This is a genomic window from Nakamurella multipartita DSM 44233 (assembly GCF_000024365.1).
GTDB classification, from domain to species: Bacteria; Actinomycetota; Actinomycetes; order Mycobacteriales; family Nakamurellaceae; genus Nakamurella; species Nakamurella multipartita.
In genome coordinates, this window is record NC_013235.1 from 3,328,139 (window position 1) to 3,350,979 (window position 22,841).

Here is a 22,841-nt window from a genome sequence, read left to right on the forward strand (position 1 = left end):
CTTCACCGGCGTGTCAACCCTTTCGCGCTGATCAGGAGCCTGGGCCGGGACGAGCCGGACAAGCCCGAAGGGCCGCCACCGAAACGGTGACGGCCCTTCGAGGACTGCTGGGTGACTGATCGCTCAGTTACCGGCCAGACGCTCCCGCAGCGCAGCGAGCTGCTCGTCGTTGACCAGCGAACCGGCCGGGACCTGCTCGCCGGCGGCCGCAGCCGTGTCGGACGAGTAGTTGCTCGGCTCGGCCGACTCCGCGTCCGCCACCTGGGCGGCCGCGATCTGCTTGAGGTGCGACTCGTACACCGCGTGCGCGTCGGCGTACTGCTTCTCCCACGCCTCGCGCTGCGTGTCGAAGCCCTCGAGCCACTCGCCGGTCTCGACGTCGAAGCCCTCCGGCGGCACGAAGTTGCCCTGCTCGTCGTAGTGGTCGACCACGCCGTACTGGGCCCGCACGTCGTCGAACTCGGTCTCGGCGGTGATGCCCTCGTTGGCCTGCTTGAGCGACAGCGAGATCCGACGACGCTCCAGGTCGATGTCGATGACGCGGACGAAGATCTCGTCGTCGACGGTCACGACCTGCTCGGGGACCTCCACGTGGCGGCCGGCCAGCTCCGAGATGTGCACCAGGCCCTCGATGCCGTCGTAGACGCGCACGAACGCGCCGAACGGAACCAGCTTGGTGACCTTGCCGGGGACGACCTGGCCGATGGCGTGGGTCCGGGCGAAGTGCCGCCACGGATCCTCCTGGGTCGCCTTGAGCGACAGCGAGACGCGCTCGCGGTCCATGTCGACGTCCAGGACCTCGACGGTGACCTCCTGGCCGACCTCGACGACCTCGGACGGGTGGTCGATGTGCTTCCAGGACAGCTCGGAGACGTGCACCAGGCCGTCCACGCCACCCAGGTCGACGAACGCACCGAAGTTGACGATGGAGGACACGACGCCCTTGCGGACCTGGCCCTTGCCCAGCTGGTTGAGGAACTCGCTGCGCACCTCGGACTGGGTCTGCTCGAGCCACTGCCGGCGGGACAGCACCACGTTGTTGCGGTTCTTGTCCAGCTCGATGATCTTGGCGTCCAGCTGGCGGCCCACGTAGGGCTGCAGGTCGCGGACACGGCGCATCTCGACCAGGGACGCGGGCAGGAAGCCGCGCAGGCCGATGTCCAGGATCAGGCCGCCCTTGACGACCTCGATGACGGTGCCGGAGACGACGCCGTCCTCTTCCTTGATCTTCTCGATCGTGCCCCAGGCGCGCTCGTACTGAGCTCGCTTCTTGGACAGGATGAGGCGGCCTTCCTTGTCCTCCTTCTGCAGGACGAGGGCCTCGACGTGCTCGCCGATCTCGACGACCTCGCTGGGGTCGACATCGTGCTTGATGGACAGCTCACGCGAGGGGATGACGCCCTCGGTCTTGTAGCCGATGTCGAGCAGGACCTCATCGCGATCGACCTTGACGATGGTGCCTTCGACGATGTCGCCATCGTTGAAGTACTTGATCGTGGAATCGATGGCGGCGAGGAAGTCCTCAGCCGACCCGATGTCGTTGATGGCGACCTGTGGGGCGGCGACGGTAGAGATGGACATGTGGTGGGGTGCTCCGGACGGGGTGGTGTCGGGATCGCGACGTCGACGGGGTCGGGCCGGATCTGGGCTGGCGGCACGCAGCGGGGCTGGTTCGTCCGGGCGACCTGGAACGACGCCCCCGGGACTCGAGCCCCCTACTGCAAGGCGATGCTTCGGTGATGACCTGACGAGTGCGGTCTGCTCCATTCCGAGACAGCACAGACCCACAACGCACAAACCAGCGTACGCCATGATCACCCATCCGGGCACATCGGGACCCCGGACGACAGGGATGATCGGCCGTCACCGGCCCTGGTCGATGCTGGCACCATAACCCGGTGACCACTGACGTGCCGGTGCCGTTCGTCTCCCCCGGGGCTGCCGGCATCCTCGCCGAGCCGGTCGGACCGACCCGGCCCCGTATCCGGCCCGCCGATCAGGCGGCCAGTCGCGCCGCCAACCGCCGCTGGTGGGATGCCGACGCCGACGACTACCACCGCGAGCACGGCGACTTCCTCGGTGCGGCCGACCTGGTGTGGTGCCCGGAGAACCTGCGCGAGGCCGACGCCGGCCTGCTCGGCGAGGTGGCCGGTCGCCGGATCCTGGAGGTGGGCTGCGGATCGGCGCCCTGCGCCCGGTACCTGGCCGGCCGCGGGGCGCAGGTCGTCGCCTTCGACCTGTCGGCCGGGATGCTGGCCCACGCCCGGGCGGCGGCCGCGCGGACCGGCATCGCGGTGCCGCTGGTGCAGGCCGACGCCTGCGAGCTGCCGTTCCGCTCGGGCTCGTTCGACATCGCCTTCTCGGCGTTCGGCGCGATCCCGTTCGTGGCCGACTCGGCCGGCGCGATGCGGGAGGTGGCGCGGGTGCTGCGGCCGGGCGGCCGCTGGGTGTTCGCGGTCAACCACCCGATGCGCTGGGCCTTTCCGGACGACCCCGGACCGGCCGGGCTGACGGTGATCCAGTCCTACTTCGACCGATCGCCCTACGTCGAGGTCGACGCCGACGACGTGCCCGCCTACGTCGAGCACCACCGGACCATGGGCGACCGGATCCGCGAACTGGTGGCCGCCGGCTTCCAGGTGCTGGACGTGGTCGAGCCGGAGTGGCCGGAGGGTTTCGCGCAGGAGTGGGGCCAGTGGTCGCCACTGCGCGGCGAGTACTTCCCCGGCACCGCCATCTTCGTCACCCGGCTCGGCTGAAGGCGACGCGCGCCGGCGTGGCCGGCGGGCCGGCTACCGCTGCTGGTACGGGTTCTGCGGGCCGCCGGGCTGGCCGCCGCCGTACGGCTGCGGACCGCCGGGCTGGCCCCCGCCGAACTGCTGCGAGTTGCCGAACTGCTGCGGGCCGGGGCCGCGCTGGATCTGGTTGGCCCAGGAGCGCAGTTCGGCCAGCTCCCGCTCAATCGGCCATTCCTTGTAGGCGAAGATCAACAACATGACCACGTTGACGATCGGCACGAACATGATCAGCACCCACCAGCCGGAGTAGCCGGCCTTGCTGATGATCTTGATGTAGGCGATCAGGAAGACCACCCAGATCACCAACCCGAGCAGGCTGGCGCCGACGATGGCCCCGACGCCCCAGGTGGACAGGTCGTACGTGTTGTTGTTCATGGGCGGACCTTCGCTCCCGGGACACTGCTGCCGATTGTCGACATGGAGCGTAGGTGAGTCCGGGCCCGGCCGCGGGTCGACGCACCCCAATGACCAGCAACATCGCCCGAATGTGCGCTGGCCACCCCCGTCCGGGGGCGGCCCGGCTGCGCCCGGTACGGGTCAGTGCGCGGCCGCGTCCCAGTTGGCTCCCGACCCGACGGAGACCTCCAGCGGCACCGCCAGCGGGTAGGCGCCGCCCATCTCCTGCTTGAGCAGCTCGGTCATCACCGCCAGCTCGTCGGCGACCACTTCGCAGACCAACTCGTCGTGCACCTGCAGCAGCATCCGCGACCGCAGACCCTCGGCCCGGATGCGGCGCTGCACGTTGACCATGGCCACCTTGATCACGTCGGCGGCGCTGCCCTGGATGGGCGCGTTCAACGCGATCCGCTCGGCCATCGCCCGCTTCTGCCGGTTGTCGCTGTTCAGGTCGGGCACGTACCGGCGGCGCCCGAAGATGGTCTCGGTGTAGCCGTCCTTGCGGGCCCGGGCCACGGTGTCGCGCAGGTAGTCGCGCACACCGCCGAAGCGGGAGAAGTAGGCCTCCATCTGTTCCTTGGCCTCGTCGACCGAGATCTTCAACTGCCCGGACAGGCCGTAGGCGGACAGCCCGTACGCCAGACCGTAGGACATCGCCTTGATCCGCCGGCGCAACTCCGGGGTGACCTGTTCGGCCGGCAGCCCGAACGCCTTCATGGCCACGAAGGTGTGCAGGTCCTCGCCCGATCGGAACGCCTCGATCAGGCCCTCGTCCTCGGACAGGGTGGCCATGATCCGCATCTCGATCTGCGAGTAGTCCGCGGTGAGCAGCAGGTCGGCCTGCGGGCCGGGGACGAAGGCGCGGCGGATCAACCGACCCTCGTCGGTGCGGATCGGGATGTTCTGCAGGTTGGGTTCGGTGCTGGAGAGCCGTCCGGTCGCGGCCACCGTCTGCTGGAAGGTGGTGTGGATGCGGCCGTCGTCGCCGACCGACTTGCGCAGGCCCTCCACGGTCACCTTGAGCCGGGTGACGTCCCGGTGCCGCAGCAGGTGGGTGAGGAAGGGGTGCCCGGTCTGCTCGTGCAGGCTGACCAGCGCGTCCGCGTCGGTGGTGTAGCCGGTCTTGGTCCGCTTGGTCTTGGGCATGCCCAGCTCGTCGAACAGCACCACCTGCAGCTGCTTGGGCGAGCCCAGGTTGACCTCGCGTCCGATCTCGGCGTAGCAGGCCTTGGCCGCGCTGGTCACCTCGGCGGCGAAGGTCGACTGCAGGTCGTCCAGGTAGTCGACGTCGACGGCGATGCCGTCGCGTTCCATCTCCCCGAGCACCGTCATCACCGGCAGCTCGATGTCGGCCAGCAGCGACTTCTGACCCAGCGAGTCCAGGTGCTGCTCGAGCGCCTCGGCCAGGTCGATGATGGCGCGGGCCCTGACCATGTCCCGCGAATCCTGCTCGGTCTGCGCGCCCTCGTTCTCCTCCGGGATCAAGGAGAGCTGCTGACCGGCGTTGGTGCTGTGCTCCGGATCCAGCGTGCGGTGCAGGTAGCGCTGGACCAGATCGCCCAGGTCGAAGGTCTGCTGCCCCGGCAGGGCCAGGTAGGCGGCCAGGGCGGTGTCGCAGGCGACGCCGCCGACCGGCCAGCCGCGGGCGGTCAGCGCGTTGACCGCCGTCTTGAGGTCGTGCCCGACCTTCGTCGGGGTGGGGTCGGCGAACCAGGCGGCCAGGGCCGCCTCGTCGTCCGGGTCGGTGTCGACCACGTCGACCACCGCGGCCTCACCGTCGGCGGCGGCCAAGGCCAGCGTGTGCACGTCGCCGCCACCGGGCGCCCAGGTGCCGCGGACCACCAGGCCGACCCGGCCGGTGCCGTGCTCGGCCAGCCAGGCCCGCACGGTGCCCGGGGCCAGCCGGTTGCCGGCCACCTCGAACCCCTCGGTGCTGGTCTCGTCGGACTGCTCGAAGTAATCCAGCAGGCGCTCGCGCAGCACCCGGAACTGCAGGTCGTCGAAGATGTGGTGCACGGCCTCGCGGTCGTAGGGCAGCCGCTCCAGGTCGGTGGCCGGATCGGCGTCCACCGGCACCTCGCGGACCAGTTCGGTGAGCCGCCGGTTGGTCAGCACGTGCGGCAGGGCCTCCCGCAACGCGTCGCCCGCCTTGCCCCGGACCTCGTCCACCCGATCGACCAGCGCGGTGAGGCTGCCGAACTCGCGGATCCACTTGGTCGCGGTCTTCTCCCCCACGCCGGGGATGCCGGGCAGGTTGTCCGACGGGTCGCCGCGCAGGGCGGCGAAGTCCGGGTACTGCAGCGGGGTCAGCCCGTACTTGGCCTCGACCGCGGCCGGGGTGTACCGGGCCATCTCGGAGACGCCGCGCTGCAGGTAGAGCAGGGTCACCTGGTCGGAGACCAGCTGCAGCGCGTCCCGGTCGCCGGTGCAGATGCGGACGTTGAGCCCCTCGGCGACCGCGCGGGTGGCCAGGGTGGCGATGATGTCGTCGGCCTCGTAGTTCTCCGCGGTCAGATACGGGATCCGCATCGCCGTCAGGACTTCCTTGATCAGGTCGATCTGCCCGGCGAACTCCGACGGCGACGCGCTGCGGTTGGCCTTGTAATCGACGAACTCCTCGCGCCGCCAGGTCTGCCGGGACAGGTCGAACGCGACCGCGACGTGGGTGGGCTGCTCGTCGCGGAGCAGGTTGATCAGCATCGAGGTGAAGCCGTACACGGCGTTGGTGGTCTGGCCGGTGGTGGTGGAGAAGTTCTCCGGGGGCAGCGCGTAGAACGCGCGGTAGGCCAACGAATGCCCGTCCATCAACAGCAGCACCCGCTCCGTCGCATCGGCGTCGTCGGCGGGCACGGTGGGCAGACCTGTCGTCGCCCCTGTCGTCACGGTGGTCACGGGGGCGAGTCTAGATTCAGGGTCCGACAGACCCCCTTGGAGCGTTGATGACCGACTTCCCCGGCCCCGCCGGCACCCAGGCCCTGGCCGCCCTCGGACCGTCCGCCGACCCCGACCACGTGCTGTCCATCCTGCGCGAGATGCGCGGCGAGCTGGCCGAGCGGCTGGGCATCGAGATCACCGAGTTCACCCGGGACCGGGTGGTCGCCACCATGCCGGTCGCCGGCAACCGGCAGCCGTTCGGCCTGCTGCACGGCGGGGCCAGCGCCGCCCTGGCCGAGACGATGGGCTCGTTCCACGGATCGCTGGTCGGGGGCGGCCGCGCCCCGCTGGGCATCGACCTGAACTGCACCCACCACCGCTCGGCCACCGACGGCCTGGTCACCGCGGTGTCCACGCCGATCCACGTCGGCCGCACCATCTGCACCTTCGACATCGTGATCAGCGACGAGCAGCAACGCCGGATCTGCTCCGCCCGGCTGACCGTGATGCTGCGCGACCTGTCCCGCTAGGAGCGCTCCTCCGCCCCGGCGCCGGCCGCCGGCCCTCAAATCTGAAGTTGATCATGGCGTTGTCTGCTCGACACGCCGGCGACACGCCGATGGCGGAGCAGAGAACGCCATGATCAACAGCGGTCCGGGGTGGGCCCGGCGCGGGCCCCCACCGAGTTGTCCCCGTGTCCGAATTTCGTCCACATCGGTCGATCGACCCTTGGCCGATTCGGGCGCCGGCCACAGCCTGAACGCATGCACCCATGGATCCCGCCCGACCCGACCGGCGCATGGTCGACCGGCCAGATCCGGGCGGATTCGCACTGGCGGCGGGCGCGTCGGCACGTCGAGGACGAGCTGCTGACCCACCCGTGGCGCGGGGCCTACTGCATCCCGGACGCCGATCTGGTGACCCGACTCAGGGCGCTCCAGCTGGCGGTGCGCGCTCCGCTCGTGGCCTGTCACCAGACCGCCGCCGCGCTGCACGGATTCGGAGTGCTCGACGACGGGCTGCTGCACGTGACCACTCCGGACGGGCAGTCGGTCCGCCGGCGCGCGGGCGTCCTTGTGCACCAGTGGGTGCCGCGGGCGGCCACCCAGCTCGCGGACGGTTTTCGGGCCACCGCCGCCGCCGACACCGCGGTGGACGTCGCCGCCGGGGCCGCGGAGATTGACGTGCTGCCCGTCCTGGATGCAGCGCTGACCCACTGCATCACCGCCGACGAACTGCACGAGGCGGTCGACCGGGCCAAGCGGCGCCGCGGGATCGCCGCCGTGCGCCGGTGGAGCGAGTTCGCCGACGGCCGGGCCCAGTCACCGATGGAATCCCGCGCCCGGTACCGGTTGATCTCGGCCCGGCTTCCGGCGCCCGACCTGCAGATCCGCGTCGTCGTGCCCGGCAATATCCGCTGGATCGACATGGGCTGGGAGGACGCCAAAGTCGGCCTGGAATACGACGGCGAGGACTTCCACAGCGGTGACGGCAAGCTCGCACGCGACCGGCAGCGGCACAATCAGTTGAGCCGCGCCGGCTGGACCATCGTGTACGCGACCGCCGCCGACATCTGGCGGCACCCGGATCCGTTGATCGATCAGCTGCGCGGTTTGCTCGCCCGGACCGCGTGATTCCGGGTGGCGCTCCCCCGCTCCCGGAGTTGATCATGGCGTTGTCTGCTGCGGTTTCGGCGTGTCGGCGGGGTGTCGAGCAGGGTCAGTGGTGTGCCGGAGTCGCCAGCCGTCGCAATGCGCCGGCGCGTGCGGGTGCGGCCGGTCCCGCGGCTCGGCGGGGCGCGGAAGAGGGTGCCCCCGGTCGCCGCGGTGCCCGGCGCGCTGGACTACGCCCCGCGGGTAAGGGAACGGACGGTGCTGGCCGTGGGGGCCGCGGTCGGCTCGTTCACGGTGATTTTCCAGGCCATCACCGACAACCGGATCCTGACCTCTCGCGATCATTGGGGTCGACAGCCTGTACAACCTCGTCCCGCCGGTCGTCGTCGCCTTCGGCTCATCCCCGCGGTTGCCTGAAGCACGGCACTACCTACGGGGTCGCTCTGACGGACTCATCCCTGCGAGCGCGGGGAGCACCGCCGAGTCCCGGCGGCCTTTGCCTCAAGCCAGGGCTCATCCCCGCGGGCGCGAGGAGCACGAGTACTGGTGCGACGGGGTGAAGTGGGTTCCGGGCTCATCCCCGCGGGCGCGGGGAGCACCCTCGGGCAGCTCAGCGGGCACGACGACGAAGGGGCTCATCCCCGCGGGCGCGGGGAGCACGAGGACAGGCGGACGCACGCCTCGGAGAACCCGGGCTCATCCCCGCGGGCGCGGGGAGCACTACACGAGGTTGTTCACCTACCAGTCGCGGCAGGGCTCATCCCCGCGGGCGCGGGGAGCACCTTGCTGCGTGGCAGGTTCTACTATCCGCGGGGGGCTCATCCCCGCGGGCGCGGGGAGCACCAAGCCCTCCTGAACATCGACCTGGAGCGGGAGGGCTCATCCCCGCTGGCGGGGAGCACCCAGCCGGAGCCGTCGAGGGTGACCGGGATGAACGCTCATCCCGGTCCGCGCGGGGAGCACCCGGTGTGGGTCACCGTGTTCGGCGTGAACTCGGGCTCATCCCCGCGGGCGCGGGGAGCACGGCGGCGTTCGAATCGGAACGGATCGGCGATGGGGCTCATCCCCGCGGGCGCGGGGAGCACCAACCTGATCGAGAAGAACCTGTTTAGGGAAACGGCTCATCCCCGCGGGCGCGGGGAGCACCACCCGGGCCGCCTCGGCGTCCGATGCGCCGTGCAGCAGCAGCTCGGGCTCATCCCCGCGGGCGCGGGGAGCACGCCAGCAGATTGCACGCGCGGGTTGTCGGTTCGGGCTCATCCCCGCGGGCGCGGGGAGCACAACCTCGGCACCAGTCCGGTCACCATCCAGGAGGGCTCATCCCCACGGGCGCGGGGAGCACCTGTGCGCCCGCACCGCCGCCGTGCTGTTCGGGGGCTCATCCCCGCGGGCGCGGGGAGCACCTATCTGGGTCTTCGTGGACTCCAGGGAGGCGGGGCTCATCCCCGCGGGCGCGGGGAGCACATCGCCAAGGAAGAGCCAGCCAGCCAAGACGAGGGCTCATCCCCGCGGGCGCGGGGAGCACGCCGACGCGGCGAACCAGCTGAACTCCTGGCAGGGCTCATCCCCGCGGGCGCGGGGAGCACAGAATCCCGATTTGGTAGGCCAATACCGTGTAGGGCTCACCCCCGCGGGCGCGGGAGCGCGCCAGCCGTACCGCCGGCTCGGGTACGGACGTGGGCTCATCCCCGCAGGCGCGGGGAGCACGACGGCACCGCCGGTGAGCGCACCCAGGAACCGGGCTCATCCCCGCAGGCACGGGGAGCACAACCCGCGGGCGTGTGCGGCCCACGAGTTCAGGGGCTCATCCCCGCGGGCGCGGGGAGCACACCCTCCAGGAGCGGGGGCGTGCGTGTGGCGCGGGCTCATCCCCGCGGGCGCGGGGAGCACGAGTCATGTACCCAGTTGACCGGCCTGCGGCCGGGCTCATCCCCGCGGGCGCGGGGAGCACACGAACGAGGAGTCGACGAGCCAGTTCTGAGTAGGCTCATCCCCGCGGGTGCGGGGAGCACATGGGTGGGCTCGAATGCCGACCTGATCCGACACGGCTCATCCCCGCGGGCGCGGGGAGCACCTGTTCGTCGGTCAGTCGCGTGGCTTCGGCTCGGGCTCATCCCCGCGGGCGCGGGGAGCACGGTCGAGGCTCTGGCCGAGTTGGGCGCGGGCGGGGCTCATCCCCGCGGGCGCGGGGAGCACGGTCGAGGCTCTGGCCGAGTTGGGCGCGGGCGGGGCTCATCCCCGCGGGCGCGGGGAGCACCAGGTCGCCAAGTCACGGCAGTTGCCGATGCGGGGCCCATCCCCGCGGGCGCGGGGAGCACCTGATCGGTGCGTAACGGGTCGATCCGCGGACGCGGCTCATCCCCGCGGGCGCGGGGAGCACTTCTCGCTGTCCTGGCCCATGAGCCCGGACTCGGGCTCATCCCCGCGGGCGCGGGGAGCACGCGGTCAGGTAGACGCCGGGCTTGACGATCACGGGCTCATCCCCGCGGGCGCGGGGAGCACTCTTGGCCGATCAGGTCACCGCTCTGCTCGCCGGGCTCATCCCCGCGGGCGCGGGGAGCACCGGACGAGTTGCACGACCAGGTGCACATGATCGGGCTCATCCCCGCGGGCGCGGGGAGCACGCGCTGTTCGTCGCGGCGTGCTTGCCGGCGATGGGCTCATCCCCGCGGGCGCGGGGAGCACTAACTGCCGTCCGTCTTCGTGGAGGCTGTCGGTTCCGGGTGAATCCTGACCCAGCTGGTCCGGTTGAAAACTGACCCACCTCGCAACGATCGTGGGGTGCTGATTGTGGATGACTGGGCGGAGATCCGTCGGTTGCATCGGGCGGAGGGGATGCCGATCCGGGCGATCGCTCGGCGTCTGGGGTGTTCGAAGAACACTGTGAAGCGGGCGTTGGCCGCGCAGGGTCCGCCGAGGTATGAGCGGGCGACGGTCGGGTCGGCCGTTGATGCGTTCGAGCCGGCCATCCGGGCGTTGTTGGCGGAGTTTCCGTCGATGCCGACGTCGGTGATCATGGAGCGGGTTGGGTGGTCGCGGGGCCGCACGGTGTTCTTCGAGCGGGTCGCGGTGTTGCGGCCGTTGTTCGTGCCGCCGGATCCGGCGTCGCGGACGGAGTATGGGCCGGGGCAGTTGGCGCAGTGCGATCTGTGGTTTCCGCCGGTGGACGTGCCGGTGGGGTTCGATCAGGTCGCCCGTCCACCGGTGCTAGTGATGGTGTCGGGGTTCTCACGGGTCATCACGGCCAGGATGCTGCCGTCGCGGCAGTCTGCGGATCTACTGGCTGGGCATTGGGAGCTGCTGTTGGGGTGGGGTCGCTTGCCCAGAGCCCTGGTCTGGGACAACGAGGCCGCGGTCGGCCGGTGGCGCGGCGGCCGACCGGAACTGACCGAACCGATGAACGCCTTCCGTGGAACGTTGGGTATCAAGGTCGTGCTCTGCGCGCCGCGCGACCCTGAGTCCAAGGGCCTGGTCGAGCGGGCGAACGGCTATCTGGAGACCTCATTCCTGCCCGGCCGCACGTTCACCTCCCCGGCTGACTTCAACGCCCAGCTGGCTGCGTGGCTGGTCCGGGCGAACCAGCGGCAACACCGCCGGCTCGGGTGCCGGCCCATCGACCGGTGGGCGGCGGACCTGGCCGCGATGATGGCGATGCCACCGGTTGCGCCGGTGGTGGGCTGGACCGCGTCGCCGCTGCTGCCTCGTGATCATTACGTCCGCGTCGATTCCAACGACTATTCGGTGCATCCCGGTGTGGTCGGTCGACGGGTGCAGGTGCTGGCCGATCTGGATCAGGTCGTGGTGACCTGCGCCGGCACGGTCGTGGCCGCGCACGAACGGTGCTGGGCGCGGCGGCAGACCATCACCGATGCCGACCATGCCCAGGCCGCGGCGGCGTTACGCGCCGCCCACCGCGAACGGGTGCGACGGCCGGTAGAGACCGACGTCGCGGTCCGCGAACTCGCCGATTACGACCGCATCTTCGGCCTGCAGGACGACCTCGACGATCATCCCAGCGTCGACGTGGCCGACGGTGAGGTCGCCTGATGGCCACCCGCGCCGCGGCGTCCGGGCCGGCGGGTGGTCGGGACGTCGCTTCGGAGGTCGCGTTCTTGGCCCGCGCGTTGAAGGCGCCGACCCTGGCTGGTGTCGTGCCGCGGCTGGCCGAACGGGCCCGCGCCGAGTCCTGGACTCACGAGGAGTTCCTGGTCGCTTGCCTGCAACGCGAGGTCTCCGCGCGGGAATCACACGGCGGCGAGGGCCGGATCCGGGCCGCCCGGTTCCCGGCCCGCAAGTCGCTGGAGGACTTCGACTACGACCACGCCCGCGGCCTGAAACGCGACCAGATCGCGCACCTGGGCACCCTGGACTTCGTCACCGGCAAACAGAACATCGTGTTCCTCGGACCGACCGTTATCGACGGTTTGGGCTCCTGCGAGCGACATTTGCGCTGGTCATGACGTTTCTGCGATCGATGCAACGTGAGCGGTGTGGTGCCGGGCGCAGCTGCCCTTGCGGGCGAGTTCGCGGCGAAGTTCAAGGTTCTCCCCGTGGGCTTGCGCGAGCGCGTCTTTGAGGGTCTGGATCTCTTGCCGGTGCCGCTTCTTGAGCTGGGTGATCTGGGCGGTCAGGCTCAGGACGAGCGTGCTTTCCGAGTCCGGTGGGTTGGCTGGCGTCGGTCCCGGGCGGCCGCGGGAACGTAGGTGCTCGATCCGCGCGCGGAGGTCCGGGCTGCCGTAGAGGAAGGCGTGCGAGACGCCGGCTTCCCGTTGAACGGCCTGGAAGGTGACGGACTCGCCCCGTTTGACCAGCGCGCGGATGCCTTGCTCGGCGGCCTGGGTCTTCGCGGCTGATTTCGCTTTGGCTGCGGCGGTCAGCGTCGCGGCGCGTTTCGCGTTCGCGTCGGTCATGGCCGGGTCCTGCGCCTGGGTCCGGTGAGTGCCAGGGGCACCGGGCCTGTCGGAGGTGCGCCGCATCCGCCTCCTTGCACCGCCCGTTCGGGGTGGTCGGCCATCGTGTCCAACAGCCGGGTGAGCGCCGCTTGCTCGGCTCGACGCTGCGCGAGCCAAACATTGTCCTCGGGCATGGCGCGACCGTGCTTCTCCCGAAACGCGTTGGTTGTGCGTGTGATCAACGCTTCGGTCTCGGCCTGTTGGCGTCGTAGTGTCGGCTCGTGGGTCGCGTCGGTGACGAAGACCGAGCAGCTCAAACATGCGTTGCCCTTGTCGCAGGATTGGAGCGGGGGCAGCAGGCACCAGCCGTTGGGCAGGAACCGGTCGGCCCGGTCGAGCAGGTGCAGGCCGTCGTGGTCCTCACGGGAGAACTGGACCCGGCTGCCGTCGGCCCGCAGCTTGACGGTGGCCAGGAACGCCTGCTCGGCGTGTTCCTCGCGCTGCGCCACGTAGTGCATCGACATGGTCGGTGTGGCGTGCCCGGCGTACCGCTGCAGGACGTGGATGGGCAGGCCGAGTTCGGCGAGCCGAGTGAGCTTGGTGTGTCGGAACCGGTGCGTGTTGCTCAGTTGCAGTTGCCGGCCCTGGCCGTCGGTGATCCGCGCGACGTTGCTGAGCTCCCGGAGCATCCAGTTGTAGGTTCCCGGCGGGTAGGGCTTGTCGCCGTTGCGGTTCCCGGTCCGCTGCACGAACAGATGCCGCGGTTCGAACTCCGGCAGGTGTTCGCGGACCCAACGCTGCTGCTCCTCGATGACCGCGGAGACCTCGCGGTCGACCAGGATGGTGTCCGGCGCGGTGTCGATCTTGCTTTGGGCGTAGCGGAACCGGACGACTTCCTGGTCCTGCCCGGACTGCACCGAGATATCGGGAGCCGGTGACAGGCAATCGAACTCGCACGTGCGGATCTCGCTGGACCGACGCCCGGTCAGGATCTGCAGCAGGATCATCCGCATCGCCTGCGGATCGTCGAAGCCGGCGGCGAGAACCTGGGTGCCGTCGCCCCGGGTGATCGTCATCTGTTGGTCCCGGGGCAAGCCCAGCAACGGCAGCGCACCCGGAATCTGGGCGAGCGCGTGGTCGTCGACGTAGTGCCGGTCGTTCAGGGTGGGTGTCCGCGGGATGCGGGAGACCTGGCGGAACCATCCGGCCACGTGGGTGTCGGTGACCCGATCCCAGACGGCGTATCCGGTGACGATGTGGGCCCGGTCTCGGTTGGCCACCATGAAGGTGAACAGATCTGCCACTGCCCGGATGTCGTCGTTGATCAGGCGCGGGTGGGCCGGCTTCGGGGGCGTCCGACGGTCGAACGTGCCGGTCTTCCGGTGGCCCGGTTCCATGGCCCAACGTCGATATCTGTCCGCCTGCCCGGCGGCCGCCGCTGGATCGCCGAGCACCTCGATGGGATCGTCCAGGCAACTGGTCAGCCAGACGTCGAACCGGCGCAGGCAATTCATCCGGTCCTGGCTCACGGTCGTCCAGCGCAGCGCCCCGGACTCCAGTTGGGTCCCCAGGTACCACTTGACGGCTTCCCGGAGCCAGGGCTGGGTGATCTGCCCGGGCGAGCACCCGTAGTTGGCCTGTGGTTCCCGGGTCGACAGCGGTATCCGCGGATCACAACGTGGATGCCACTCGTCGAGCGTCCACCACGGGCCATCGTGGCAGCGGGCGATCAACGCCTGCCGGGCGAACCGGAACAGCACCCGCAGCCGGCTACGGCTGTCCTTGGGTGGGAGCCGCCCCCAGCGGTGCGCGTAGAACCACCCCTGCAACGCCGAGGCCGTCTCCCAGTCCAAGGCCAGCATCGAGGTGGGGAACGGGTGCCCCTCGCGGATGGCGCGGCGCAGGATGTTGGCCAGCTGGTTCATCGCCAGCACCGTCGATCGGGTCCCGTCGACGGACTGCCAGTGCGCCATCCACGCGAGTTCGGCCGGGAACGGGTCAGGCAGCCCAGTCAGATCGATTCGCCTGTCGCCGTTTTCGGTGATCCGGTCCCAGTTCGCGATGCCGGGTCCGATCACCGGACCCCGCCACTGCTCGGGCAGCTCCAGCCAGAGCCGATGAACGGGATCCAGGTCCTCGGCGGGCCGAAGGCCCCCGCCCGGTTCACGGCGCATCGGTCACCCGCCAATTGGACGCGTACGACGTCCAGTTCGCCGCCGCCCGCAGCGCCTCGTCCTCGCGGACCCAGCCGTAGAGGTCCAGCGTGGTCTGGACGTGGGCGTGCCCCAGCCGACGGGACACCACCCACTCCGCCGTGCCGGCCAGCAGCAACGCGGTCGCGTGGCTATGCCTGAACCAGTGCGGGGTCCACCCGGGCGGGCCGATCCCCTTCTTCCGCAGCGCGGCCGTCTTGTCGCGGACGGTGCCCTCGTGCAGCGCAGCCAGCAGCGGCGGCCGTTGCAGGTTGACCAGCAGCGGCGAGTCCGCCGCCACCGCGATGCCCATATCGGCTGCTGTGCAGGCCAGGAGGGTCAGGTAGTCGGCGAACAGCCGCTCGAGATCGGCGCCGACGTAGACCCGGCGGGGACGCATCATCTTCACCCGCGCCCCATTGGTGTTGTCCGCGCGAGGCACGATCTCGATGAACGGGGTGCCGCCGCGACCCATCACGAAGTCGCTGATCCGCAAACCCAACGCCTCGCCGATCCGCATGCCGCTCTCCGCAAGAACGGCGAAAAGCAGCCGGTCACGCAGGTTTCCGACCCATTCACCGGTGTCTGGATCGTAGGTGGCGCAGCCATCCAGGATCGCCTGGATCTGCTGGGGCATCAGCAACGGCGGACGATGCCGCCGGCTGCGGCGCACCCGGACCAGCGACGTCGGAGCGGGCCCCGAGCGGGCATCCAGATGGGACAGCAGCCCCCGGGCCACTGCCCGCCGCGGCGCTCCACGCATCAACCGGCCGGCCACCGGAACGCCGGACACGGCTTCGTGCCACGTGTAGAAGGAGATGACCGCGGCCAGCCGCGCCTGCATCGTCTCCGGCGACGGCCCGTCCTCCGGCACCAGGGAACGCTCGACCCGGCGCCCGTTGCGCATCCAGGACACGAACGCCGACACCGTCGGCACGCCGATCTCGTTCCACCGCCCGGACTCGGCCCGCTGTTCAAGGAACGTCCACCACTGGCTCAGCGCGGTCGCGTACCCGCGGACCGTGTTCGGCGACCAAAGATGCCGGTGGGCCTCCAGCCACTCCTCGACCGGTCCGACCGTCCGGTATCCCTGATCGATCACCGTCCACGTGCGAGGCCCGCCGTCGGGTCGGGCCATCACGCTCTGCGCCATCGTTGCCGTTCCATCTCGTCGAAGAAGACCCGCTGATTGCGAGGAAACGACGATGGCAGGACGTCAGGACAGGGCTCGGTGATGACAGTGATGAGGGCGCGTCAGGAACCGGGGATAACGCCCGGTACCGGCAAGACCCACCTCGCGACGGGCATCTCGATCCGCGCCTGCCAAGCCGGCCATCGCGTCCTGTTCGCGACCGCCGCCGAGTGGGTCGCTCGCCTGGCCGAGGCCCACCACGCCGGCCGGCTGCAACCAGAACTCGTTCGTCTGGGCCGCTACCCGTTGCTCGTGATCGACGAGGTCGGCTACATCCCGTTCGAAGCCGAGGCCGCGAACCTGTTCTTCCAACTCGTGTCCAACCGCTACGAACGGGCCTCGCTCATCGTCACCAGCAACAAGCCCTTCGGCCGGTGGGGCGAAGTCTTCGGCGACGACGTCGTCGCTGCCGCGATGATCGACCGCCTGGTCCACCACGCTGACGTCATCGCCCTCAAAGGCGACAGCTACCGACTCAAAGACCGCGACCTGGGCCGCCCACCAGCGGCCAACACCGACCAATGACCACCAGGTGGGTCAGTTTTCAACCGGACAAGGAGGGTCCAAGTTCAACCGGAGTTGACAGAGGCGATCACGGGCATATCCCCGCGGGCGCGGGGAGCACAGGGCGTCGACTACGGATATCGCTGTCCGATCGGGCTCATCCCCGCGGGCGCGGGGAGCACGCCGCGTTGAGGTCCCCAATCGCGGGTGCCGCGGGCTCATCCCCGCGGGCGCGGGGAGCACGTAGCTACGTCGGCACGGCCATCCCGGCCACGAGGCTCATCCCCGCGGGCGCGGGGAGCACATGCGCGAGTTCGGCGGCACCATTACCGCCGAGGGCTCATCCCCGCGGGCGCGGGGAGCACGCTGTCGTCCACCACATCTCGACCCGGTGCCGGGGCTCATCCCCGCGGGCGCGGGGAGCACACGGCTTTCGACCGGATCGGCGGGTCGGAGCCGGGCTCATCCCCGCGGGCGCGGGGAGCACTCACCCAGCGAGCGGATCTGCCCGGCCTGCACGGGCTCATCCCCGCGGGCGCGGGGAGCACGACCACACCCCCATCGCTAGCCTCAATGCGCCGGGCTCATCCCCGCGGGCGCGGGGAGCACCCCCACCCCTTGCTGGCGGCGGTCAAGCCGTAGGGCTCATCCCCGCGGGCGCGGGGAGCACCCCGAGATTGTGCCCGTGGCGTACTCGGCAGGGGGCTCATCCCCGCGGGCGCGGGGAGCACCCCGTTTCCGCAGATCGGAGCCGGTCCGCGCGGGGCTCATCCCCGCGGGCGCGGGGAGCACGACGTTGCGGCACGGCAGCGAGCACGGGCACGGGGCTCATCCCCGCGGGCGCGGGGAGCACCGGAGCGGGAACGGCATGCCCTCGCTGGCTACGGGCTCATCCCCGCGGGCGCGGGGAGCACTCGCCCAACCGTCCGACGGTTCACCTTTCGCGGGGCTCATCCCCGCGGGCGCGGGGAGCTCCGTCGCAGCGACCACGACGACACCGAGATGCGGGGCTCATCCCCGCGGGCGCGGGGAGCACTGCCGCCTGACGCGCCTCTCTCGCCTTCGACCGGGGCTCATCCCCGCGGGCGCGGGGAGCACTACTGCACCGATAGCAACGACTACCCACTGGCGGGCTCATCCCCGCGGGCGCGGGGAGCACCTCTGGCCCTGACAGTCTGATCTGGCCCCGGGTTGGCGGTTCGACTTGGCCCCACCACCGGTGTCGGCAGGTCGAGGCGTGACGGTTTGAAGTGGCCCCACCTTCGACACGCCGGGCGCGTTGTGACGGTTTGATCTGGCCCCACCCCGACGGTGAATCCGAGTTGTTCGGTGTTCTCGGGTGAAGGGGCAGGGATGGGGTCGAGGGTGGAGTTGTTCGCTGTCATCCGGCGCGACGCCCGGGTCGAGGGATTGTCGATCCGCGAGCTCGCTGATCGGCATCACGTGCACCGCAGAACCGTTCGGCAGGCGATGGCCAGTGCGTTACCGCCGCCGCGGAAGACACCGGTGCGGGTCTCCCGGAAGCTCGAACCGTTCAAGGTCACGATCGACGACTGGCTGCGGGCGGACCTGGACGCGCCGAGGAAGCAACGCCACACCGCGAAGCGGGTGCTGGACCGGCTCCTCGACGAACACGGCGCCGCCGATGTGTCGTACTCGACGGTGCGGGATTACGTCGCCCGGCGACGCCCGGAGATCGCCGCCGCGGCCGGCCGGACCTTGTCGCAGGGTTTCGTCCCGCAGACCCATGAGCCGGGTGGTGAGGCCGAGGTCGACTTTGCCGATCTGTGGGTCGTGCTGCGCGGGGTGAAGACCAAGACGTTCCTGTTCACCCTGCGCCTGTCGTATTCCGGGAAGGCGGTGCACCGGGCGTTCGCCACCCAGGGCCAGGAGGCGTTCCTGGAAGGTCATGTGCACGCGTTCACCGAACTGGGCGGCACCCCGATCGACAAGATCCGCTACGACAACCTCAAAGCCGCGGTGTCCCGGGTGCTGTTCGGTCGTGGCCGGGAGGAATCCGGCCGGTGGGTGGCGTTCCGATCCCATTTCGGGTTCGATGCGTTCTACTGCCACCCCGGGCAGGAAGGTGCCCACGAGAAGGGCGGCGTCGAAGGCGAGGGCGGCCGGTTCCGCCGCAACCACTGCGTCCCGATGCCGGTCGTGGACTCCATCGAGCAGCTCAATGAGCTGCTCGTCGCGGCGGACGCGAAGGATAACTACCGGCGGATCGCGAGCCGCACCAACACCGTCGCCCAGGACTGGGCGTTCGAACGGGACACGCTGCGGCCGTTGCCGTCCGAGGTGTTCCCGACCTGGCTGACTCTGACCCCCAGGGTTGACCGGTATGCCCGGGTGACCGTCCGGCAACGGCACTACTCGGTGCCGGCCCGGTTCATCGGCCGCCGGGTCCGGGTGCAGCTCGGCGCTTCATCGGTGACCGCGTTCGACGGTCGCACCGTCATCGCCACCCATGAACGGGTCATGCTCAAGGGCGGCCAGTCCCTGGTCCTGGACCACTACCTCGAGGTGCTGCAACGCAAACCCGGCGCACTGCCCAACGCGACCGCGTTGGTGCAGGCCCGCGCGTCCGGAATGTTCACCGCGGCGCATGAGGCGTTCTGGGCCGCCGCCCGCAAGGCTCATGGTGACTCCGGCGGCACCCGAGCGTTGATCGAGGTGCTGCTGCTGCACCGGCACCTGGCCGCCTCCGATGTGATCGCGGGGATCACCGCCGCTCTCACGGTGGGCTCGGTCAGCCCGGACGTCGTCGCTGTCCAGGCCCGCAAAACCGCGCACCAGTGCAGCGCAGACGCAGTGATCGCATCACCGAACACCACACCGGCCGGGGATCGGGTGGTCAGCCTGACCGAGCGGCGCCTGGCGGAGCTGCCCGCCGACTCGCGCCCGTTGCCGTCGGTGTCGCAGTACGACGAGCTGCTGACCAGGGAATCGTCATGACCGCGACCCGACGGGGCGTCACCGAGGAAGCCGCCGTCGCTGCGGTCGATTCCGCCTGCCGGCTGCTGCGATTGCCGACGATCCGGTCCCGGTTCGGCGAGATCGCATCCGCGGCGGAACGAGAACAACTGACCTACCTCGGATTCCTCGCCGAACTGGTCATGGCCGAGTGCGATGACCGGGACAAACGACGATCCATCCGGCAGATCACCGCGGCCGGATTCCCTCGCCCGAAACGGATCGAGGAGTTCGACTTCGCCGCCAACACCTCCATCACGCCGGCGGTCATCAACCAGCTCGCGACCTGCGCATGGGTCAAGACCGGTCAACCGCTGTGCCTGATCGGCGACTCCGGCACCGGCAAAACCCACCTGCTGATCGCGCTCGGCACCGCCGCCGCCGAGAAGGGCTACCGGGTCCGCTACACCCTGGCGTCCAAGCTCGTGAACGAACTCGTCGAAGCTGCCGACGAGAAACAACTGTCGAAGACGATCGCCCGCTACGGCCGAGTCGACCTCCTCTGCATCGACGAACTTGGCTACATGGAACTCGACCGCCGCGGCGCCGAACTGCTGTTCCAGGTCCTCACCGAACGAGAAGAGAAGTCCGCCATCGCCATCGCCTCCAACGAAGCATTCTCAGGTTGGACGAAGACCTTCACCGACCCCCGGCTCTGCGCCGCCATCGTCGACCGACTCACCTTCGCCGGTCAAATCATCGAAACCGGGACCACCAGCTACCGGCTCGCCCACGCCCGAGCCGCAAAGAGCAAGTAGCACGGCCGAGCAACCAATCCGAACGGGGCCAGATCAAACCGTCACCCCGGGGCCAGCTCAAGTTGACATAGCCACACCTCAACCTGCGCCAGCGGAATCAGTCCCGTTGGGGCTCATCCCCGCGGGCGCGGGGGAGCACGCATAGAGGGACTCCAGCCCAAGCTCAATGTTGGGCTCATCCCCGCGGGCGCGGGGAGCACTGACCCATGATCGCGGCCAACAGATCAGCCAAGGGCTCATCCCCGCGGGCGCGGGGAGCACGTCGTGACCCTCACCGGCCCTGAAAACGCGGCCGGCTCATCCCCGCGGGCGCGGGGAGCACTTCAACTCGATCAGCGACAGTGACCATGGCGCGGGCTCATCCCCGCGGGCGCGGGGAGCACTGCACGCCTTGCGCTTCGTACGTGGTGCGGACGGGCTCATCCCCGCGGGCGCGGGGAGCACCGCAGGCGTTCGACGTGGACATGTCCAGGTCGGGGCTCATCCCCGCGGGCGCGGGGAGCACGAACGTGGCGAGGACACGGGCGCGGCGGGTGGTGGCTCATCCCCGCGGGCGCGGGGAGCACATGGCCAGGCTGCTTCGGCGACGAACCTTGTGAGGCTCATCCCCGCGGGCGCGGGGAGCACCTGACCCTCCAGGAGCGGGCGCGTGCGTGTGGCGCGGGCTCATCCCCGCGGGCGCGGGGAGCACATGGTCACCGGTGATGCTCACCGCGCCGAGTCGGGCTCATCCCCGCGGGCGCGGGGAGCACGCCGATGGCCATGGTCAGGTCCTTGGTGGCCTGGGCTCATCCCCGCGGGCGCGGGGAGCACTCCATCGCGTCCGCCTCGAACCCGATGATCTGGGGCTCATCCCCGCGGGCGCGGGGAGCACTCCATCGCGTCCGCCTCGAACCCGATGATCTGGGGCTCATCCCCGCGGGCGCGGGGAGCACGCGGCGGTCTGGACGACGGCGTTGCGCTCGGGGGGCTCATCCCCGCGGGCGCGGGGAGCACCAGGTGTCGTACTTTCCGACACCTGAGAGATCGGGCTCATCCCCGCGGGCGCGGGGAGCACCGAAACTGCCTGGCCGCACTGGCGCCTGGGTGGGGCTCATCCCCGCGGGCGCGGGGAGCACAGGGACGACACCGTTGCCGAGGGCCTTGAGCTGGGCTCATCCCCGCGGGCGCGGGGAGCACTCGTCCACCTGGACGGCCGAGCAGTGCGAACGGGGCTCATCCCCGCGGGCGCGGGGAGCACTGGCCCTGCCGCAGGTGAGCCAGGTAGCCGCCGGGCTCATCCCCGCGGGCGCCGGGAGCACCGCCGTGCCCGCTTCACGGCCTGCTTCGTCGCCGGCTCATCCCCGCGGGCGCGGGGAGCACCCAGGCACACGATGCGACGGCCCCGGTCGTCCAGGGCTCATCCCCGCGGGCGCGGGGAGCACGCCCGAGTACGAGTTCCATCACCGCCAGAAGCGGGCTCATCCCCGCGGGCGCGGGGAGCACTGTTGTCGCCATGGATCCGAAATCGATCGAGCTGGCTCATCCCCGCGGGCGCGGGGAGCACTGGGTGGTCACGATGAACGCCGTCATCGTGGCGGGCTCATCCCCGCGGGCGCGGGGAGCACGAACTCAGCCTGGGTCAGGTGACGGGCGCGGAGGGCTCATCCCCGCGGGCGCGGGGAGCACTCCCGGACGAGTGCTGGACGTGGCAGGGCGCGGGGCTCATCCCCGCGGGCGCGGGGAGCACGACACCGGGGACGACTACCTGATCGGGGCGCCGGGCTCATCCCCGCGGGCGCGGGGAGCACTCCCCACCGGTGGGTGCATCTCGCCTCGCCGGGGGCTCATCCCCGCGGGCGCGGGGAGCACCTTTCGTAAGCATCGCGCGCGAGCCAGCAGGGAGGCTCATCCCCGCGGGCGCGGGGAGCACGTGTCGCTGGCGTTCCACAAGACCGCGCTGGCGGGCTCATCCCCGCGGGCGCGGGGAGCACGGAGGGCGAGACGATCCGTGTCGAGGTCACCGGGGCTCATCCCCGCGGGCGCGGGGAGCACTCGTACAGGTCCGACCACGGATCGATGTCCAGGGGCTCATCCCCGCGGGCGCGGGGAGCACCTATCTTGCGCTTTGGCGCAACTTCGCCAACTGGGCTCATCCCCGCGGGCGCGGGGAGCACCGCCGAGCAGCAAAGCGCAAGCGCTGCAGGTCGGGCTCATCCCCGCGGGCGCGGGGAGCACTGAATGACGCTTTCGACGCGTTGATCCCCCTCAGGCTCATCCCCGCGGGCGCGGGGAGCACGCCGACATCGCCCGGGCCGCCGCCGACCTGGTGGGCTCATCCCCGCGGGCGCGGGGAGCACCCTTCCGGGCCACCTTGAGCGACGGGGACGCGGGGCTCATCCCCGCGGGCGCGGGGAGCACTACTCCTTCAACCCGTTCGGCCGGTCGCCGCTGGGCTCATCCCCGCGGGCGCGGGGAGCACACGCCGCAGGTCTACGCCAACGTCAGCATGCGGGGCTCATCCCCGCGGGCGCGGGGAGCACCAGTCGTCCAGCTCGGGCACTTTCACCGCGCCGGGCTCATCCCCGCGGGCGCGGGGAGCACACCCTCGGCCCGAACCCGCCCCGGTTCGACCCGGGCTCATCCCCGCGGGCGCGGGGAGCACAG

The 22,841-nt window shown here is 70.5% G+C and carries 12 protein-coding genes, 2 pseudogenes and 5 CRISPR repeat arrays (1 of these 19 cut by a window edge); of the genes and pseudogenes, 8 read left to right on the forward strand and 6 right to left on the reverse strand.

The annotated features are described in order from the left end of the window. Window positions 1–123: 123 nt before the first annotated feature. Window positions 124–1,581, reverse strand: a complete 1,458-nt coding sequence (gene rpsA / locus NAMU_RS14975; RefSeq protein WP_015748244.1) for a 30S ribosomal protein S1 — start codon at window positions 1,579–1,581, stop codon at window positions 124–126. Between the two features lie 365 nt (window positions 1,582–1,946). Here rpsA and NAMU_RS14980 point away from each other — a divergent pair, with 365 nt between their 5' ends. Further along, window positions 1,947–2,759 carry a class I SAM-dependent methyltransferase gene (locus NAMU_RS14980; protein WP_041370717.1) on the forward strand — a complete coding sequence of 271 codons (813 nt, stop codon included), beginning with the start codon at window positions 1,947–1,949 and terminating at the stop codon, window positions 2,757–2,759. Between the two features lie 33 nt (window positions 2,760–2,792). Here the strand turns inward: NAMU_RS14980 and NAMU_RS30250 are convergent, their stop codons facing one another. Beyond that, the gene (locus NAMU_RS30250; RefSeq protein ID WP_015748246.1) at window positions 2,793–3,173 is read right to left on the reverse strand and encodes a DUF805 domain-containing protein; all 381 of its coding nucleotides are present in this window, start codon (window positions 3,171–3,173) and stop codon (window positions 2,793–2,795) included. 162 nt (window positions 3,174–3,335) lie between these two features. After that, window positions 3,336–6,077, reverse strand: coding sequence for a DNA polymerase I (polA, locus tag NAMU_RS14990; RefSeq protein WP_407669245.1), 2,742 nt, complete (start codon window positions 6,075–6,077; stop codon window positions 3,336–3,338). Between the two features lie 56 nt (window positions 6,078–6,133). Here polA and NAMU_RS14995 point away from each other — a divergent pair, with 56 nt between their 5' ends. The 4 genes and pseudogenes from NAMU_RS14995 to NAMU_RS15010 all read left to right on the forward strand — a co-directional run. Further along, window positions 6,134–6,598 carry a hotdog fold thioesterase gene (locus tag NAMU_RS14995; RefSeq protein WP_015748248.1) on the forward strand — a complete coding sequence of 155 codons (465 nt, stop codon included), beginning with the start codon at window positions 6,134–6,136 and terminating at the stop codon, window positions 6,596–6,598. Window positions 6,599–6,832: 234 nt separating this feature from the next. Next, window positions 6,833–7,702, forward strand: a complete 870-nt coding sequence (locus tag NAMU_RS15000) for a hypothetical protein (RefSeq protein ID WP_015748249.1) — start codon at window positions 6,833–6,835, stop codon at window positions 7,700–7,702. Between the two features lie 427 nt (window positions 7,703–8,129). Continuing rightward, window positions 8,130–8,525: direct repeats of the CRISPR family, unit length 29 nt; unit sequence GGGCTCATCCCCGCGGGCGCGGGGAGCAC. A gap of 151 nt (window positions 8,526–8,676) precedes the next feature. Beyond that, window positions 8,677–9,268: a CRISPR direct-repeat array (repeat unit 29 nt; unit sequence GGGCTCATCCCCGCGGGCGCGGGGAGCAC). A 91-nt stretch (window positions 9,269–9,359) separates the two neighbouring features. Continuing rightward, a CRISPR array of direct repeats spans window positions 9,360–10,366; the repeat unit is 29 nt; unit sequence GGGCTCATCCCCGCGGGCGCGGGGAGCAC. 96 nt (window positions 10,367–10,462) lie between these two features. Further along, window positions 10,463–11,728 (forward strand): IS21 family transposase, encoded by a 1,266-nt coding sequence (gene istA / locus NAMU_RS15005; protein ID WP_015748250.1) that lies wholly within the window; start codon window positions 10,463–10,465, stop codon window positions 11,726–11,728. Further along, a pseudogene (locus tag NAMU_RS15010) lies at window positions 11,728–12,090 on the forward strand (ATP-binding protein); the annotation flags it as partial. The gene istA (NAMU_RS15005) and the pseudogene NAMU_RS15010, both read left to right, overlap by 1 nt. A gap of 45 nt (window positions 12,091–12,135) precedes the next feature. Here NAMU_RS15010 and NAMU_RS15015 read toward each other — a convergent pair. The 3 genes from NAMU_RS15015 to NAMU_RS15025 are packed head-to-tail and all read right to left on the reverse strand — an operon-like array spanning window position 12,136 to window position 15,918. Continuing rightward, entirely contained in the window at window positions 12,136–12,591 is a 456-nt protein-coding gene (locus NAMU_RS15015) for a DUF6262 family protein (protein WP_015746537.1), read from the reverse strand. After that, on the reverse strand, window positions 12,588–14,747 hold the full coding sequence (locus tag NAMU_RS15020; protein ID WP_015746536.1) for a tyrosine-type recombinase/integrase: 2,160 nt from the start codon (window positions 14,745–14,747) through the stop codon (window positions 12,588–12,590). The genes NAMU_RS15015 and NAMU_RS15020 overlap by 4 nt, the downstream gene beginning before the upstream one ends. Further along, entirely contained in the window at window positions 14,737–15,918 is a 1,182-nt protein-coding gene (locus tag NAMU_RS15025) for a tyrosine-type recombinase/integrase (protein WP_015746535.1), read from the reverse strand. Before NAMU_RS15025 ends, NAMU_RS15020 begins: the two co-directional genes overlap by 11 nt. A 120-nt stretch (window positions 15,919–16,038) precedes the next feature. Between NAMU_RS15025 and NAMU_RS15030 the strand changes: the two are divergent. The 3 genes and pseudogenes from NAMU_RS15030 to istB form a co-directional block, all read left to right on the forward strand. Then, window positions 16,039–16,482 (forward strand): annotated as a pseudogene (locus NAMU_RS15030) (ATP-binding protein); the annotation flags it as partial. 71 nt (window positions 16,483–16,553) lie between these two features. After that, a CRISPR array of direct repeats spans window positions 16,554–17,620; the repeat unit is 29 nt; unit sequence GGGCTCATCCCCGCGGGCGCGGGGAGCAC. Window positions 17,621–17,814: 194 nt separating this feature from the next. After that, window positions 17,815–19,419: an IS21 family transposase gene (istA, locus tag NAMU_RS15035; RefSeq protein ID WP_015748251.1), complete on the forward strand. Its 1,605-nt coding sequence runs from the start codon at window positions 17,815–17,817 to the stop codon at window positions 19,417–19,419. Further along, entirely contained in the window at window positions 19,416–20,195 is a 780-nt protein-coding gene (gene istB, locus NAMU_RS15040; RefSeq protein WP_015747350.1) for an IS21-like element helper ATPase IstB, read from the forward strand. The genes istA (NAMU_RS15035) and istB overlap by 4 nt, the downstream gene beginning before the upstream one ends. A 109-nt stretch (window positions 20,196–20,304) precedes the next feature. Continuing rightward, window positions 20,305–22,841: direct repeats of the CRISPR family, unit length 29 nt; unit sequence GGGCTCATCCCCGCGGGCGCGGGGAGCAC (it continues 4,094 nt past the right edge of the window).